Origin of the sequence: Cellvibrio sp. QJXJ, from assembly GCF_024452345.1 — a bacterium.
Classification (GTDB): Bacteria; Pseudomonadota; Gammaproteobacteria; order Pseudomonadales; family Cellvibrionaceae; genus Cellvibrio.
In genome coordinates this window covers 199,775-219,315 of record NZ_CP101663.1, presented here as the reverse complement: position 1 = coordinate 219,315, position 19,541 = coordinate 199,775, and the positions used below count along the sequence as shown (strand labels likewise).

The window sequence follows — 19,541 nt, the reverse complement described above, 5'->3', positions numbered from 1 at the left end:
GGAAATTCGCTGGAGACAAACTATTTACAAAGACCGCAGGCGGCAGCCATCCCTGTCAATTCACTTGTACTGATCCCCCCAAGATCCGATTAATACCACTAGAACGGCTGAGCAAATATTTTCCGCGAATAACTACCTTGCCATTACGCGTAAGTGTAATGCTCGCCTCGCCACACTTTAAAACCACTTCTTCCTGCCCCTCCAGCACAACTCGCTTACCATCAACATGTACTGTATCGGTTTGAAGATTGGTATCAATCATTTCGCGAGTCTTTGCAATCGTGGTATCAAAAACCGTCTGATCTGCTTGTTTATCAATTGCAGTTATTGCCTCCGGCGACTCAAAAAGATTATCCAGCACTTGTTGTAACGGAGAGTAAAGAAAACCAATAACGATTGGGCGCGGATTCGTACCTTGGGTAAACAGCAAGGCAACCTGACGGCCAATATGCTGTGGCAATACCGGGATAGTAGCGAGAGCAGCAACTGTTTCAGATTCTGGAAACTGTGGGAACCCAACCATGGGACTGCCACTACTATCGATCGCAGAAAGCACACCGAGCAGTACTTCGCCCGGTGCTACGATTGGAACAGCAGATTCTGTTTGTAGCTCAACACCATTTGATTCTTCAAACAAATGAACACTCATAAATCACACTAATTGTTAGTAATTTTGCTTCCTTTAACAACTACATTTCCTGAGCCCTTCACATTGATATTGGCTCCAGAAATAGTGATGTCACCATTACTTTTCATTACTATTGAGGCCGAACCTGTTTTAAGTGTGATCTGATCATCGGCAGTCATAGTGATAGTTTTTGCTTTTAATGCATATTCCTTCGTGACATTTTCGGTGTATTTACCTTCAACTGTTTCACGCAGATCTTTGGTAATACCGATAGTCATATTTTTACCGATAGTCTCGGTATGGTTTTCACTAATATCGATGGTGATATTTTTACCCACAGTCAACGACATGTTTTTGCCAATGGTTTCCGTGTGATCATCACCAACATCAATTGTTTTGTTTTTTCCAATTGACTCAGTTTGATTATTCCCAACCGTTTTGTTGCGATCATTACCAATTGATGAATTTTCATCGTGTTTGATAGTTTTGGTACGATCGTGATCGACTGTTAAGGTCTGATCATTTTCTACTTGGGTGTCGTAATTCTTTTCCGCATGAACATAAATCTGCTCTTCGCCTTTTTTATCTTCAAAACGGAGCTCATTATAGTTTTGTGGTGTACCGCCTTTTGTAGAGCGGGTTTTTATCCCACTTTGTGTTTTTGACGGGTAGGTCGGCTTATTCCAAGCATTGTAAACCGAGCCAGTTACCAAGGGCCTATCGGGATCGCCATCCAGAAAATTAACAATAACCTCATGGCCAATGCGCGGAATAAACGATGAACCCCATTGATTCCCTGCCCAACCTTGGACTACACGAACAAAACACGAGCTATTTTCATCGTCCTTACCTTCGCGATCCCAAATGAATTGCACCTTGATTCGACAGTGTTCATCAATATAGATCTCTTCGCCTGCTGGCCCTACCACTACTGCGGATTGGGGCCCCTTCATCACCGGTTTGATATGTATACGTTTAGGACGAAATGATGTTTCAGCGGGAATACAGACAAATTGATTGTTGTAGGCGGCATTCCCTTCATGACCCGAAAAATAACTTTTATCAAAAGCATGGTGAGTTACGGCAGTTAAAATATAGCTACCTTTCTGAGATGCTGTTGCGTGTTTGGCCAGTTTAAACTTACCGCCGGCGTAAAAGCTGGCGTAGTTACTTTGACCAAATACAGTATCGCGATCAGCTTCTTCAGATTCAAGGCAGATTTTTGCAAGCTCTGAACCTAAATTAGGATCATAGAAAGCCGGGTATTCATAATGCTCATAGACTGCATTTTTAGCGTATTGACTTTTTGTTTTAATGGTTGCAGTTAAATCCTTCTGCGGCTCTTTAAAATTATAATCATTGAGAGTCCACATTCCTTTTCTAAATAAATACTTATGTTCCCATGAGTGAATTTGAGCATGAGGAGTATTACCTTTGGAGTATTCCAGATCGGTTTCCGACACATCGCTATAAGCATTCGGTTTATCAACCAAAATTAGCTGATGCTTCCCATCAGAATGTTCAAAATAGTATGCAATGCCGTCTTCTTCTAGCAGCCGTGATATAAAGTGGAGGTCGCTTTCATTATGCTGTACACAATATTCACGTTTCTTGCCACCATCAGCTCTGAATTCAAAGTCAGTAAAGCCAAGATCACTAAAAACTTGACTAACAATGTCTTTGGTATTTTTTTCCTGAAAAATACGATGATCATTAGTTTGTGATAAAAACCACAACCAAGGAACCATAACCATTTTATATTCGCGCAGGTTATCTGCTTTTATCTCCCCTAAAATAAACTCTCTGATGAAACCGTTAAATTTGCGATTAGCATCCGTTTTAATAGTTATTGTCGCTGTTTTACCCACAATTTTATTAGGATCTATGTCCAGATTTTCCGATATTACATCAATATCGAATGTGAATAAGTCAGAAATATTTTCTGAACCCTGAAAACCAGTGAGTAAGAAAGTGTCTTTACCGAGAGAAAAATCAGAGATGGAGATGAAACGATTATCTTGTGAGAGCTGAGTCATGCTATTGCAACCTTAATAAACCCTTCATCGATGAAGTGTTATTACATCCTTGCCCCGCAGTAAGGAATTGCGAGCTCAGAGACAAAGTACCCCTAAACGGGGTACTTTTTTGAGAAGTATTACAGAGGCTTAGCGGTAGCCAAGTCATAACCAACACGCTGAGGTGTCGCAGACTTATTGCTCTTATCATAATCGCTATAATTAACCATAATCTTCGCGAAGCTCAGAGAAATAGATTCAACCGGATCACTCTCGCTATCTGCTGATACTGAGTATCCACTAACCAAACAGTTTTCCAAGGTGTAAGTCATAAACTCAACCAGCTGATCGGCACCTGTTTGTACGAATTTAATAACTACTTTCTTACCAGCAGAACCAGTCACTGCCTCTTTAAAAAGAGAGGTGGATGATATATCAGCCAACTTAGTGAAAGTAATTTCACTAATAGAGGGACGAGTAGCTTCACGGTTAGCAAGATTGCCCGCTTCCATGGAGATGCCACGACCAACGCCAAACTGCAACGAGCTAGCACCAATATGATCTTTGTAACCATTAGCGGTAATATTTCCTTTGATACCTTCATACTCGATATAAATCGCCATCTTTATTGCTCCTTAAGTTTTAAGTACTACACATTAAAGTAACCAATACGCCAATTAAGCAGCGTACCAACCACTAGATAAAAATTAAAAATATCCAAAAAACAATGGATGCTAGACTAATTTATTTTTACAAACAACGCACCCCATTAGTCTTAATTTAATATGTGATGCACCACTCAATAAATAAAATAAATTTTATGAATACAGACACTATTAAAACGTGGACCTGATATAGACTTTTTAGAATCCATATTGGATATCAAAATAGAGCTTTACACCTTCTCCTGGAGTGTAATCAGTATCGGAATCCCCACTCAATCCTTCTTCTTGATCTAACTGCTTCTGTTGTTCCAGAGCTGAATTCTTTGCGTCAACAGGAAAAGCCAGTGAAAAATTGCTGCGGAGACCATCTGTAAATACAACTTTTATTCCAACGCCAACATCAATCAAGTGTGTTTTGATATCGTCATCGTCTTTAATGAAAGCATTGTTTTTCCCATAAGCCATATCAAGGAAAACAAAGGGCTGTATTACATCTTCAAACTTTTCCCCCGCTATTATGAAATCATTCAAATTAGGACCGCTAAAAACCAGATCTGACCCAAAAAAGATAGCATCGTCCGCATAAAATTCATTAATAGCAAACCCGCGTGTGCGCGTAGGCCCGGCCAAACCAAACTGCAAGACTTCAGAAAGTGCAGCATCAGAAAATTGACCAGCGGCACGAATAATCCATTTACTTTCTTTTTCTAATAATGGCATGTCAACAAAAGATAATCTTGAATAGTCAAATGACAGTATGCTTGGTGCCTCATCTTGGCCTTCCTCCGCTCCCGCTACGAAGTCTGAGGCGGTAAGCGTGACTCCACCTTGATGTAGAACACGATGTTTCTCATTTAACACATCAAACTGATAGGTTAAATCCACTTTTCTAACTGTTTTTTCAGTTCCTGCATTTAATAACGTACCATACTGAATTTCAGATTTTATATCGGATAATCCAAGTAAAATACTGCGATTTTCTTTTCTGGTTCGATTTAATTTGTAAGTAAAAACACCGTCTATTACTGTAGACTTTCCGGTAATTTCGAAATCCGAGTCTGACGTCGATCCAGCAGTAGCTGATATAAAATCATTGTTAGAAACCCCAAGCGAAAAACCAATTTTTGTCGTATATATAGGAAGTGAATATCGCAAAGATCCATACAACGAATTTTCAGGATTAAATGAACCCAATACACCTAACTGCAATTGATCGCCGATTCCAAGAGGGTTATTTAAGTAAAAATCTGTATAAGCTCTGAACTCGCCAGTTTTATCCGAGCCATGATTGTCCAAGCGAACGTTTGCTGCGTATTTGTCTTCTGAATTCACATTAACATTTAACTTGGTATCTCCCACTTGAGATCCTGCTTCAAAATAACCACTAACGGATAACCCCGGAAAATCATTAATAAGATATAAATTTTCCTCTATTGAATCATTAGTGACAGGCTTTGAAAGGGATTTATTAAAAACTCGTTTAATTAAATTTTCAGAATAGCGTTTGTTATTTTTTACTTCAACTTCACCTAATTGACCAAGCAAGAGGGTAATTGTTACCACACCATCACGAACATGCTGTTTGGGAATGTATGCTTTCGCTAAAATGAAGCCGCGCTCACGGTAATATCGAGTTATTGTGTCCGCAACAACCTCTATCATGCCAACAGTAACACCACGCTGCCGACGCTGCTCACGAATGAGAAAAACAAGCTTTTGAACCTCAACAGGGCCTACATGGCGCCCTTCTGTTTCTTTCTCAATTTCGGCAATTAGATCAGAGACCTCTTCTAATTCACTTACCGTGTATCCCGACTCTAATTGCTTTCCCTCCTCCATCAAATCAAATCGAATCTTTTCAACCTGTTTGATAATTTTTTCGCGAGTAATATCCAATTCAGGATACTCAACCAAGCCTTGTACCCTAAATTGTTTTACATTAAGTCGTGGTCCTGCTTCCGGATTTGGGTCACGATCCCGTAACGCAGGTATATCCATATCGAGCAATAAGCTTTCGCGCTCAAATTCAGGAACTTGGGTTGTATCCGGCATTTCAAGAAATCCTGCGTTAGCAGGAGTATGAATCAATCCAAAAAACACTAGAGTTAGATAACGTATGTTTATTTTAAAAAATTTAAATAGCACTTAATCAATCCCGGACAAGTTAAAAAATTAACAGATTATTCTGCGTATTCATCTTCATCAAAACGCTGGTCAGCCGGCATCAGAATGGCAACCTCATCGTGAAGATAGTTTCTTACGCTAGTAAAAATTGCAGGATCAATCTCACTCAATCCTTCAATTTGAATTAATTGATCATTACTGGCAAGATTTTTTAATGGAGTGGATGAGTCAACAATCTCAAATGGCTTTCTGATGTGCCAAATAATAGAGCTTGTTTTTGCTGTCTGTTTATAAACACTTGGGATATGCATAACTATTTTTCTATTTCTATCCCCAAAGCCAAAACGAGTCCCAGGGGAATAATCAAAAGTCGCTATATCTGCGATGATGTCGGGATTTGATTTTACCGCATCATTTTCCGCACGCACCATTCCATTCGGTATAGAAAGAGTGAGAACACTTCCATTTGTACCTGCATTGATAACGCCGCCTTGCTCTCTCGCATCAGTTTTATTGATATCAAAAGGACCGTTATGAGTGTTATCGAGAATAAAATCACCAGTAAGGTTGGCAATAGAAATATCACCATTATTTCTCAACTGCTCAATAGTAAGTGAACCAGAATTTAAAATATTAATTTTTGTATCTCCCAGAAGCTTACCTGCGTTTCTTACCGATAGTATATTCACATCAGTTTCTATAGCATCCTGCCCCGTCGCACCAAAACGGCCAGAGCCTATTCCAGTGGCCGCATCTGCGCTCCAACGATTCGCATAAATATTAATGTTGTCATCGTTATTATCGGTAATCGCACCATCGGCTGTCAGATTAACTTCCCCGTTAACCGCTTTAATGGTTGCAAGCGCGATATTATTGCCCGTATAAGTGACATTACCAGAAGCTGACTCTGTCAACGATCCGTTAATCATTTGAATGTCATTAGATGCTGCGAAACGGATATCACCTGTACTGGAAATCGTCGATCGCTGTTCAATTCTATTACCTGCTAGATCAATAGAATTTCCTAACTGGGCATTCAAGTGACCACTTTCATTCAGTAATAGATTACCCGCTCCTGCATTCAGGTTTATATCCTTCGCCGAGAGCAAATCATTTACTGTTATTCCGTCAGCATCAAAATCAATACTTTCAGTGGCAAAAATACGCTTTCCTACAGTGATATCACCAGAGTCAGAATTTATTGTTACATTTTTTGCACTTATGCCGTTGTTGTCACCACAATTATCACTACATGAATCACTCACATTTATTGAGTTTTTAGCATTTATGGTGACATTACCATTTGCAGAAATGCCTGTTAATGTAAGATTATTTTTTTCATTAATGGAAATGTTATTCGCTTTAATGATTGTCAGCGAATTAAGATCATTATCAACATGCAATAGAGAGAGATCGGCACTGGATGATATGCTGGTTAACCCATTGACAATTATTGGTCCTTTACTGGTCACCGTTCCATCAGCATCAATTGTCAAGTTTTGAGCTTGCACGTAAGATAAATTTAAAGATGTATTATTTTTTACAGCGATATTGCCAGTGGCATTTAACGCCAGATTACCAGCAAAAGAGTTGTTGTTATTTAATACAATATTTCCGTATAGAGAATTAACATTAAATTGACCCGCATAATTGATATTGGCGGAAGATAATAAATCACCACCAAGTGTGACATCGAAAATATTAGTAGTAGATGCTGAAAACTCTTTTATATTAAGAGAATCTTGCTCATCAAGGTATAGATTACCGTTAGTTGATTTTAAATAGATATCATCAACTGCTAATTTTAAACGCTCCGCCTCACTACCAATATTTTGTGTTGCAACCAATTCAAGAGATTGAGCAATAATTTTTCCTGAATTTTCACTGATAAGGGACGCATTATTAACCGTAAAAGTTTTTGGAATTGATACGCTTCCATCTATTTTTATTTGATCGCTTGATGAGCCATTGATAGTCAAATTTTGTTTTTGCAAATAAGTTATAGAAGTTTCTGGGGTTAACCAATAATTACTGTTTTGCAGGGTGAATACATCATTAGATGAAGTGCCCCAGAGGGTAAGGCTATCAGCAATTACATTATCGGTAATATCCGTGATATCTGAATAATTTACTGTATAGGTAAGATTTGTAGGGCTTGCATATTGTAAAACACCTTGTTGATGTGTGGCTTTGTAGTTTACATCGCCACCTGAAACAAATAATCGGTCGAGTCCCTGCCCTCCAATAATATCCACGGTGCTAGCAAAACCATTTACCACTGTTATGTTAAATAAATCATCACCTGTTCCACCACGGATACCGCCATTGATTGCGCTCTGGGTAAGGTTGAAGGTGTCATTGCCTTCTGAACCATCTATATAGCCCGCCAAAACGGCATTATTTAGCGAAAAAATATCCTGACTATTGCCACCAACAATATTAGCAAAGCCTTCAAATTGGATAGTGCTATTTATAGTGCCCGCATTGTTATTAACCACCCAGTTATTAACTCGATTATCACCCGCAATAGTACTGGTAGTGTTATTGCCAATAAATTTTTCGATATTGCCATAACCACTATTGGCACCTGCGGCAGTAATTACTATGTTGGCACTAAGGGATTTACTGACGTCAACAATATCCTGATCTCTATGGGCTGCACCATCAATTAAACCAGTAATATTGCCAGCTGATTCAAAATTAAATATATCATTCAGGCTTCCGCCAGTGAGATGCTTGAAATTTGTAAAAACTGTTGCCGCATTCGATACAGTTTCATTTAACTGACCGCCATTAATCGATGTAATCGTCCACGTATTGTCTACATCTTTAGCGATTAGTTTATTACTGTTGTCTGAATCGGCAGCAATCGTCTCGAAATTATTAACCGTAATTTCACCATTATTGCTAACAGTATTATCGGCAGCGATGTGAACAACTACATCACGATTACTTTGGGTTAGATCCAGAGTGTCAATACCCACTCCAGCATCAATCCAACCACTGATATTGGATAATTCATTGTCAAAGATAAATGTATCAGCTGTTTCCCGTCCAACAAGATTGGCAAAACCGGAAAAAGAGAGTGTTGTATTCAGTGTGCCGCTATTGAGACCTGTAATTAACCAGGAATTATCGATCAGATTGTTTGCGATAAAGGTATTGGTTCTATTCGAGTTTGCGTTAATGGATTCGATATTACTTACTCGCAGGTTAGCGACCGCGGTGGCTCCAATACCCACACTTAAGTCTGTATTAACTCCTGTAAGATTAAGTTGATCAGCGGATGAACCGGAACCGCCATCGATAATTCCGGTTAAGAAAGAAATATTTTCGATATTAAACACATCTATGTACAGGCCGCCCGTGAGGCTAGATATGCCAGCGAAACGCAAAGAATTATTTAATCGCCCGATACCCTGATTATTCACGTTCCAGGTGTTGGCTGAGGAGGTGCTCACTAATGTGCTATTAGTAGCTGAATTACCAGTTAACTCCTCTATTCGCATCAAATTGGTGACGCCCGTTCCATTACCATTTATGTGAAATTGTTGAGTTACTGCTGATTGAGATGCGTTAACAGTGTTATTGCCCGCACCGCCATCAATAAGCCCCACTAATTTGCCTTGGGAGGAATAATTAAATGTATCATTTCCCGAACCACCAATAAGGCTATTAAAATTTTCGAAAGAAATAATCTTTCCGTTAATATTAATCGTGCCATCATTTAAGCCATCAGCAACAGTATCGAATGCTCCTATAGTCCAGGTATTATTGCCATCTGTAACATTGATTGTGCTGTTATAAACATTATCTTTTCCGCTATTCCCAATAACACCTTCGATTCCGTTAATACCTGTATTACCCAATGAACCATTCCCGCCAATTGTAATGGTGAAATTTTCAGTTCTATTCGAATAATCTACTAAGTCAATTCCACCGCCATCACCACCGTTAATGCTTTTGCTAACTTGTGCTTCAACATTAAATCTATCACTATTTGTTCCACCTCGAAGATCTCCGAAATTAACAAATTTTACACGGGTTTCAAAAGAAGGTGATGTTGCAAGTTCTATCAGCCCAGCGTTTGCGCTCGTGATGTTCCAACGATATGCATTTTCACTCGCACCAATAATGACATTTGAATTGGGATTGCCGGAAAACGCAGTAATAGATTCGATATTAACCAAATTTAAGTTGTTGGATTCACTATTACCCAACTCTACAGTCACACCACTAGTCAATGCGGACAGATCGATAGAATCCTCGGTAGTGGTTAATATCGCGGAGCTACCACCATCAATTAATCCTGTTATATAACTTTGATTAGTTGTAAAAGTGAAGGTGTCAATTTCCTGATTACCGACAAGATTTTCAATATTAGTAAATACCACGGAAGATGCGGAGCCGGAAACCTGCAAATTCCCCCTATCAATGCCGGTGATTTTCCAGGCATTGTTCTGATTCACACCGAACAGTCTGTCACTTACATTACCACCTTCCAGATTGTTGATAGCGGAAAAATTTTCAACGTAAATATTTCCATTCGTGATCGATAGGCTACCGTTGTTGGCACCAAGCATAGTCCAGCTATTAGCCGCGTTGCGACCAATAAGGGAATTGCTATCAGTACCTCCATCAATACTTACCGCGCTACCCACATTGTTATTGCTGCTAAATACAAACCTATCATTACCTGCATTGCCGAATATATTTCCTGCAGCAGCGTTGATATTAAAAATATCAACATTACTACCGCCTTGCAGGGTTTGAATGTTTGAAAAATTGTTCACGTAGGTAGCGAAATTGTCAGTTTGGCTAAGATTCCCTGCATTTGTGCCCGTATAGTTCCAAGTATTGGCTACATCACGTCCTCTTAATGTATTGATACCACCATTACCATTAACGGATTGCGCTGAACCTGCCATGCCGAAAATAAATTCATCATCATCAGTACCGCCTTGTAATTGACCAACACTTGTATTGATATGAAAAATATTTTTCCCCGCACCTGATTGAATTGTTCCAGTAAGATCAGCGTTAACAAAAAATTCATCCGCCGCCGCACCGCCGTTCAGAGTTTGGATATTGCTAAAGTTTGCGATGTAAGTTGCGCCAGACGTCACCTTTACATTGCCTGCATTAGTCGATGTAATAGTCCAGGTGTTGAGCGTCTCACGACCGGTAATTTGGTTATCCTCTCCGGGATTACCACCATCTATCTGATTTGCACTACCAACATTAGAAGTACTATTAAACAAAAAGCTGTCGTTACCGCCCTCTCCTTGCAGAATGTTGGCTGCCGCGTCAATATTAAAAATATCAGCTCCAGCACCACCATTCACGGTTCCCGAAAAAGTAAACGCTAAATTAAAAGTGTCTGATGAATCTCCGCCCTGAAGAATTTGGATACCGGAAAAGTTATCAATGTAAACTGTACTACCTGTAGACACAGACCCTACATTAGCTGTAGTTAGCGCCCAAGTGTTTTGGCTATTACGGCCAGTGAGCGTGTTATTTGTTCCCAGACCGCCATTGACAACAGTCACAGATCCAGAGTTGCCTACTATAAAACTATCGTTTCCATTATCACCAAAAATTGTATTAACAAAGGCATTTATATTAAATATATCCGCATCGCCACCGCCAGAAATAGTGCCGGTGAAGTTTGTATCGATATCAAACCTATCAACACCCGAACCACCTTGCAAATTTTTGAAATCGATAAACTGGATGCCAGCAACTTCGCCATCGTTTATGCCATCGGCGTTACTACCCGCACCGTCAAAATCGTAAATACGCCACGTGTTGGTACCCGCGTTGGCCGCGAGCGTAAAATCAAACGCATTATTCGCAATGACGCGTGAAATACTGTCGACGTTATTGATGCGCGTTCCGTCCAATGTAACCGTATGGTTAGCATTGATATTGCGGAAATCGACAATGTCATTACCGTCACCGCCACTTGCCGTGGTGACACTGCCGGTATTGAAAAACACAAAACTGTCGTTACCAATGCCACCAGCAATATTGGTTACCACTGCGTTAATATTGAAAATATCTGCACCGTCACCGCCAGAAATGGCGCCGGTGAAGTTTGTATCGATATCAAACCTATCAACACCCGAACCGCCTTGCAGATTTTTGAAATCGACAAATTGAATACCGGCCACTTCGCCGTCATTAACACCATCAGATGCACTACCCGCACCGTCAAAATCGTAAATATGCCACGTGTTGGAACCTGCATTGGCAACCAGCGTAAAGTCAAATGCATTGTTCGCAATAACGCGTGAAATACTGTCGACGTTATTGATGCGCGTTCCGTCCAATGTAACCGTATGGCTAGCATTGATATTGCGGAAATCCACGAAGTCATCACCTGCACCACCAGTGGCTGTAGTGACGCTGCCTGTGTTAAAGAAAACAAAACTGTCGCTGTCATCACCACCAGAAATATTATTTACCAATGCGTTGATATTGAATACGTCTGCACCACCGCGACCGGAAATGATTCCGTTAAACGCGGTATCGATAATAAAAATATCGTTGTCTAATCCACCTTGCAGATTTTTGAAATCGATAAACTGGATGCCAGCAACTTCGCCATCGTTTACACCATCGGCGTTACTACCCGCACCGTCAAAATCGTAAATCCGCCACGTGTTGGTACCCGCGTTGGCCGCGAGCGTAAAATCAAACGCATTATTCGCAATGACGCGTGAAATGCTAGCGACGTTATTGATACGCGTTTCGTCCAATGTAACCGTATGGTTAGCATTGATATTGCGGAAATCGACAATGTCATTACCGTCACCGCCACTTGCCGTGGTGACACTGCCGGTATTGAAAAACACAAAACTGTCGTTACCAATGCCACCAGCAATATTGGTTACCACTGCGTTAATATTGAAAATATCTGCACCGTCACCGCCAGAAATGGTGCCGGTGAAGTTTGTATCGATATCAAAGCTATCTACACCCGAACCGCCTTGCAGATTTTTGAAATCGATAAATTGGATGCCAGCAACTTCGCCATCGTTTACGCCATCGGCGTTACTACCCGCACCGTCAAAATCGTAAATATGCCACGTGTTGGAACCCGCATTGGCGGCCAGCGTAAAGTCAAATGCATTGTTCGCGATAACGCGTGAAATACTGTCGACGTTATTGATGCGCGTTCCGTCCAATGTAACCGTATGGCTAGCATTGATATTGCGGAAATCCACGATGTCATTACCGTCATCGCCACTTGCCGTGGTGACACTGCCGGTATTGAAAAACACAAAACTATCATTTCCGATCCCGCCGGAAATACTGGTCACCACTGCGTTGATATTGAAAATATCTGCACCGTCACCGCCAGAAATAGTGCCGCTGAAGTTTGTATCGATATCAAAGCTATCTACACCCAAACCGCCTTGCAGATTTTTAAAATCGACAAATTGAATACCGGCCACTTCGCCGTCATTAACACCATCCGATGCATTGCCTGCACCATCGAAATCGTAAACACGCCAACTATTAGTACCCGATGTTGCCGCTAACGTGAAATCAAATGCACTATTGGCGATAACGCGGGATACACTTGCCACATTGTTGATGCTGGTACCGCTTAAAGTAACCGTGCGATTAGCCGCAATGTTGCGGAAGTCGACAATGTCATTGCCATCATTGCCGCTTGCCGTAGTGACGCTACCGGCGCTATAGAAAACAAAACTATCATCATCAGCACCACCGGTAATATTGGTTGCGGCAGCTTTGATATTGAAAATATCTGCACCGGAACCGCCAGAAATAGTACCGGTAAAATTGGTGTCTATATCAAAGGTATCGACACCTGAACCACCTTGCAGATTTTTGAAATCGATAAATTGAATACCGGCCAATTCGCCATCGTTCACACCATCAGATGCACTGCCTGCACCATCAAAATCGTAAATACGCCACGTGTTGGAACCCGCATTGGCGGCCAGCGTAAAGTCAAATGCATTGTTCGCAATAACGCGTGAAATACTGTCGACGTTATTGATGCGCGTTCCGTCCAATGTAACCGTATGGCTAGCATTGATATTGCGGAAATCCACGATGTCATTACCGTCATCGCCACTTGCCGTGGTGACACTGCCGGTATTGAAAAACACAAAACTGTCATTTCCGATCCCGCCGGAAATATTGGTCACCACTGCGTTGATATTGAAAATATCTGCACCATCACCGCCAGAAATGGTGCCGGTAAAATTAGAATCAATCGTAAAGGTATCTACCAATGCTCCGCCGGTCAGTGTGCTGAAATCAACGAATTGAATTCCCGCTACTACACCATCATTCGCTCCGTTAGCAACAGTTCCGGAACCATCAAAATCGTAAATGTGCCATGCGTTATCTGTTCCACCGGCCGTTAGCGTAAATCCTTTGTTCGAATCGGCTATCACTCGCTCGACATTGGCGACACCGTAAACCATCGAATTCGAGGCAACAACCGTAACGCCGGTTGATAATGCCCTTAAGTCCACTTGATCTAAGCCATCTCCCGCGTTGACAATTCCATCGGTGCCAATGCTTCCACCATCGAAAAACGCAAATGTGTCAACCCCATTGCCGCCTTGTAACTCGCCTGTATAGCCGTTGCGGATTTCGAAAGTATCGTCTCCACCCTCAGCGTTGATGACTCCGCCAAAATTCGTTATTAAATTAAAGGTGTCATTCGCATTGCTGCCTTGCAGTGTCTTGAAACCAACAAACTCAATGTTGCCGACCGTGCCATCAATCTCTCCACCGCTATTATCAATCGTCCAGGTCGCGCCGGATGATGCGGTTAGCACAAACGCTTTCAAGGCATCAGCCTTAAACCGTTCAACGCCAGTAAATGAAAATTCTGTTGCCGCACCGATGGTGATTGTTCGTGCAGCAAGCTCTGAAAAATCAGCTGTGTCTGTCCCGCTCCCGGCACCACCTTCGGCAGATACGATGCTCGCGCCAGTTTCGAAAGCAAAGGTATCGTTATAAATTGAACCGACTAACTTACCAATATTGCTAAAAGAGATTAAAACATTTTGTGGATCGTTAGAGTCGGAAAGCGTGCTAGGGTCAGTCGCTTTGATGGACCAGTTTGCATGACCATTAATTGAAGTACTTATGCTATCTGAAGGGGAAGCACCGATGATGGTCGAGACTCCAGTAAAAGTAGTATTGCCAACTTTTCCCGAATCTTTCGCTGTTACTTCCCAGAAATTGGTTCCTGCAATAGCTTCAAGTGAAGTACCTGTATGGCTATTTGCTTTAATTTCACTGAAATTCGACAGAGTAGCCGATGAATCCGTTTGATATGCGCTACTAAGAACAATCGAGTAAGCTTCGGTGGCATCACTAAAATCGAAAATATTATTTCCATCTGAGCCATCAACCAAACCGGCAAATGTGATGTTATTTTCAACACTAAAATTATCGTCCCCCTCACCACCAATGTAGCTTGTAAATCCGGTGAATTTTACTAAATTTGTACCGTCGGTTACGGAGTTAGCGGTTGCATTAAAAGTCCATTGAATTACATCTAACTCGTTACTCAATGTCCTTAAAATTCCACCATTTATTGACTCCAATACTTCTGCATTAGTAATTCCAAAAAATGAAAAAACACCGCTGAAATCAATTTCAGCATCACTTAATACTTCAACAATATCTTCACTGCCACTGGCATTTATAACGCCGGTTGAAGCACGGATACCGTTAAACCTAAAGGTATCGACATCATTATTACCCGTTAGGTTTTCAATATCTGAAAAATCTATGGAGCTATTAAGTGACTCGGTGGCACCAAGCATCCAGTTATTAGCTCCCGCTGCTGCAGAGACAAGCGTATCGGTATCACCACCACCATTTAGTATTGCAGTGACTGCATCGGTAGTTACTATATTAAAAGCATCTGCCCCTGCATCGCCATTTAACAATGCGTCGATTGTTGTTACGTTAATATTAAATACATCATCACCAGATCCGCCATTGACACTGGTTGAAATATTATCGGTGATATTAAAAGTATCTACTTGCTCACCACCATTGATATTTTCAAAGCCTATGAATGTTATTATTTTTGATGTGGATCCAGTTTTTTCAATAGTACCGGCATTTTCCGCCGTTAAATTCCACGTGTTATTTGCATTAACCGCTGTCAGCGTCTGCCCTAAACCTGCGGAGCCATTCACAGAAATATCTGATGATAAATAGGAATTAGATGTAGGAGTGAAATTAAGCTTTACAGAGCCCCCCGCCGAATCACTAGCTAAGGTTAAATCAACGGATTTTTGGCCGACCACTGTATTTTGTGCATTTAGATCGCCATTAACGGTGATGCTTCTCGCCGCATCACTGCCGTTTACAGTTAATGCTATTAAGCCGGCTGTATCTGCCGAGGTATCTATTGAATTTACGCTAATTGAATCGGACGCGGTTATCTTAACGTCGCCACCGGCAGTGGTTATGTCGCCTGAAATGAATGACTTTGAACCAGTGACGGTTAGGTTTCTTGGGGTAGTATTGTCATTTGAATTTATAGTGCCACTAAATAAAATATTCCCTGTACCAGCATTTAGCTCAACGTCAGATGCAAGCGTGACATTGCTATTCAAGGTTATATTTTTTGTGGTTCCATTCGCACTATTTAGATTTCCATTAAGAATGATGGAGTATGCATCACCAGAAGTTAATTCGATGTTGCCAATCGAAGCGTCTGCGCCAGCGACAAGCGTTACTGCATCCAGTGATAGGTTGTTAATATCACTTAATAACAAGTGGCTAACGTTATTGGTGAGAGAGATTTTTCCAACAAAATCATTTACATGAGTAGACAAATTAATACTTTTGTCAGCGCCAGTAAAAGTTAATTTGGTTTCTCCGCCTACATAGAGATCATTTACTTGCGTAACACCGCCACCAGAAGTTAACGTTAGGTTTCTATTAATCTGGGATTTACCAAAAGTAACGGCAGTTGTGTCTGTTGGTTGTGTGAGCGCGGTTATCCCTGTTAATTCAACATCGCGTGCACTGGTGAAGAGCAGGTTGCCATTAAAGATATTATCATTCGTTAATTTGATATCACCATTGGTACCAGCATTAAATGTAGCATCGCCTGCAATTTTTAAGACAGAACCGGGGGCCTGTGTGATAACAACATTGGGCTGTTGATCTGGATCTAGAACGATATCTGTAACCGCTAAAGATAGAATACCTGTGCAAACTGAAGGAGCAAGACATGAGCCATCCGTCGTAATATTGCCTAATGCAATATTCGTCCCAGCATTAATAGTAACATTTCCACCATTTGACCACTGTGCATTTCCATTAGGTTGTCCGTTGCCGTTTGTATTGGTTGTTATATCAACTAAACTGGCGTTTGCGCGTTCAGTATTAATCAATCTACCTGTCGAAGTGAATGTAGTGCTAGTCGCGGTGAAATTACCTCCCGCTGTATATATGTCAGCTTCGATTTTTATTTCACCGCCGCTAGTGTTATTTTTCCCTGCAGTCAAATCAATATTTAAAGCATCACGCGCATCGCCATAATCTGCGTCTGAAATCAGACCTTTAATTTCTATATTACCGAAGGCATCTATTCTTAAAAATGTTTCTTCACCATCCAATAAATTTCCTGAGTAACCTTTTCCACCTGCATTTGTCCTTTTACCTGTATTATTAAAATCGATAGCGTCATTTAACGTAACATCAGCTTTGGAATCAATTGTTAATGAACCCACTCGAATTAATTCAGCTTTATCTGGATTTGTACCGCCAAAATTTGCATTTAAATAGTTATACCCAAAAGCGACCAAACCTAAAGTTACATTGTTCGTAGCGTTAATAACAATATCACCGCCACCTAAGTCACCAGTTGTATCAATGGTAGCGCCGGTTGATGTAAATGTTCCTAAGGTTGGAGAATCAATATCCGAGTTTAAAAAACCATCTGTATCTTCTGTATCTACCGCGGGTCGCACACCTGCATAAAAATAGCCACCGTTGGTGGCAATAGTTTTTCCACTTGCTACAGTGATGTCGCCGCCATCCAAATCATCTTTGTTAGCGATTAATTCGAGGTTAAGCGTTCCGGTGACATTGTCATTTTCGCGCTGAATATTTTCATTCAAAATAATATCGTTATGAGCTAGCAAACGGAGTGTTGCATTAGTACTGAAATTAAATTTTAGATCGGTTTTGAGAGTAATATTTCCAGAATCCGAGCCGATAATATTGTCAGGTGCTGCACTGCCACCAGTTTGGACTATTACGGTTGATCCATTGACCAAAGCATTTACAATTGAAGTAATACTCAGCTTCGGACCTTGTGTCGCTGAAGAGGTAAATGGGGATGTATTGGGCGGGTCAAAATCGTCATTAGTTTGACCTCCAGGAATAATCTCAATATCATAAGGATCAATCAACCAAATCCCACCAGTTCCCGTCGCTGCCGTAATATCCGGCGTATTTAAAATCTCAAACCCCTTCAAGCCTGATGTTTCAATAAAACCACCATTACCACCTTCACTACCACCACGCGAATAGAGGTTGCCATAAATGCGTGCGGTGTCGCTTGCGAAGGTAATTAATTTACCGCCATTGCCATTAATTAACGCATCGGTTTTTACTGCGGTGTTTTCACCGAGATAAATAAAATCCGCATTCCGAATTTTTTGATTATCGCCGGTTTTATCGCCACCAATTAATACTTGCCCACCACCATTGGCACCCGATGTATTTATTTCCGCGCTATCAAACAACCCGACTTTATTGCCGAGGATTTTGATATCTCCGCCCTCACCCTGGGCAGCTGCTTGCGCAGAAACATTGCCGGTTTCAGTCACCAGCGTAGTGTCGGTGCTGTGGAGTTCAATTGCGCCCGCCGTACCTGAATTGGTATTTGCGGTGATGGCGCCGCTGCTGGTGATGTTATTGCCTACCACCACAACCTGACCCGCTGCACCGGTAGCAACGGACGTATCAATATCACCGGTATTGATCACATCTGCGCCCGCGCCCAAGGTGAAACTGCCGTCATCGTGTACCACAACACTGCTGGCTTTATTCATACCGGCGTTGTTGACAGCGTTGGAAAAAATATCCTCACTTACGCTGGCGCTCAGTAAAACCCGGCCACCTTCCGCTATGATGTCACCGTTGTTAATCACCGCTGCATCTACACCCAGTTCATTTTGCAGAACCGCTTCGGTTACCTTAACGCCAACCAAACCTGACTGGTCAAAAGTGAGCACCGCTTCATTACCAGCCGCTAAATTCACTGCCCCCAGCTTGGCGGAAATCAAACCATCGTTCTGTACCTGTTGCCCCACCAGTGTTACAGAACCGCCAGTCGCGGCATTTATAATGCCGTAATTGATTACTTTGCCCTCTGTACCCTCAATGCTATTCAGCGTGAAATCACCATTAATAAAACTCTCCGGATCAATACTCATACCACTGGCAATCATGCCGCCGACGTTAATGACAGAGTCTTTACCAAACACCACCCCATTGGCATTTACTAACATTACTTGGCCGTTAGCATCGATCCGCCCCAGGATCTTACTGCCGTTATTGCTGAGTACACGGTTAAGTGCGATAGATGATGAACTGGGTTGAATAAACTCCACCCGTTCATTGGCAGCCACATCAAAACTGCGCCAGTCGATGGCCATGCGATCACTCGCTTGCTGGATCAATGTGTCTACACCGGTCTGCGTAATAGTCCCCTCGCCAGCAACCACTTCGCCACCCTCAGGTGCGGCGTGCAAATGCCCAGCAGCCATCCATTGGGACGCAACTAACATAGCGGCATACAGCTTGCGACGTGATGGGTATGACTTGTGTTGGAGGTACGGGAGGGACTTGGGCAGAAGGGTATTACTCATATGTCATTCCTAAACATTAGTTTTTCATCAACGCTGACGCAGTGCACAAAAACGCGGGGCGGCATTAGTCAAAGCGATTCCAAGGTCGCGGATTTTACCTGCTAGCAATAAGCCTTGGCTGTAGGAAATTGACTATACATGGCGCTTTTTTAGACATTTTGTGACCCGGTTTTATTTTTATTTTTAATAAAAAAATGGCGTCGCACAA

The 19,541-nt window shown here is 41.6% G+C and carries 5 protein-coding genes; all 5 read right to left on the bottom strand.

From position 1 onward, the window contains the following. Nucleotides 1-55: 55 nt before the first annotated feature. Nucleotides 56-649 carry a DUF6484 domain-containing protein gene (locus NNX04_RS21805; protein ID WP_007646068.1) on the bottom strand — a complete coding sequence of 198 codons (594 nt, stop codon included), beginning with the start codon at nt 647-649 and terminating at the stop codon, nt 56-58. 8 nt (nt 650-657) lie between these two features. After that, the gene (locus NNX04_RS21800; RefSeq protein WP_261948540.1) at nt 658-2,664 is read right to left on the bottom strand and encodes a type VI secretion system Vgr family protein; all 2,007 of its coding nucleotides are present in this window, start codon (nt 2,662-2,664) and stop codon (nt 658-660) included. 119 nt (nt 2,665-2,783) lie between these two features. Continuing rightward, entirely contained in the window at nt 2,784-3,266 is a 483-nt protein-coding gene (locus NNX04_RS21795) for an Hcp family type VI secretion system effector (protein WP_007646070.1), read from the bottom strand. 240 nt (nt 3,267-3,506) lie between these two features. Next, nucleotides 3,507-5,360 (bottom strand): ShlB/FhaC/HecB family hemolysin secretion/activation protein, encoded by a 1,854-nt coding sequence (locus NNX04_RS21790; RefSeq protein WP_261948539.1) that lies wholly within the window; start codon nt 5,358-5,360, stop codon nt 3,507-3,509. Between the two features lie 128 nt (nt 5,361-5,488). Further along, the gene (locus tag NNX04_RS21785; RefSeq protein WP_261948538.1) at nt 5,489-19,333 is read right to left on the bottom strand and encodes a hypothetical protein; all 13,845 of its coding nucleotides are present in this window, start codon (nt 19,331-19,333) and stop codon (nt 5,489-5,491) included. Nucleotides 19,334-19,541: the final 208 nt, after the last annotated feature.

Coding starts and splice junctions, on each gene's coding strand:
- NNX04_RS21785 (WP_261948538.1), bottom strand. CDS start 19,333: ATGAGTAATACCCTTCTGCCCAAGTCCCTCCCGTACCTCCAACACAAG.
- NNX04_RS21795 (WP_007646070.1), bottom strand. CDS start 3,266: ATGGCGATTTATATCGAGTATGAAGGTATCAAAGGAAATATTACCGCT.
- NNX04_RS21805 (WP_007646068.1), bottom strand. CDS start 649: ATGAGTGTTCATTTGTTTGAAGAATCAAATGGTGTTGAGCTACAAACA.
- NNX04_RS21800 (WP_261948540.1), bottom strand. CDS start 2,664: ATGACTCAGCTCTCACAAGATAATCGTTTCATCTCCATCTCTGATTTT.
- NNX04_RS21790 (WP_261948539.1), bottom strand. CDS start 5,360: ATGCCGGATACAACCCAAGTTCCTGAATTTGAGCGCGAAAGCTTATTG.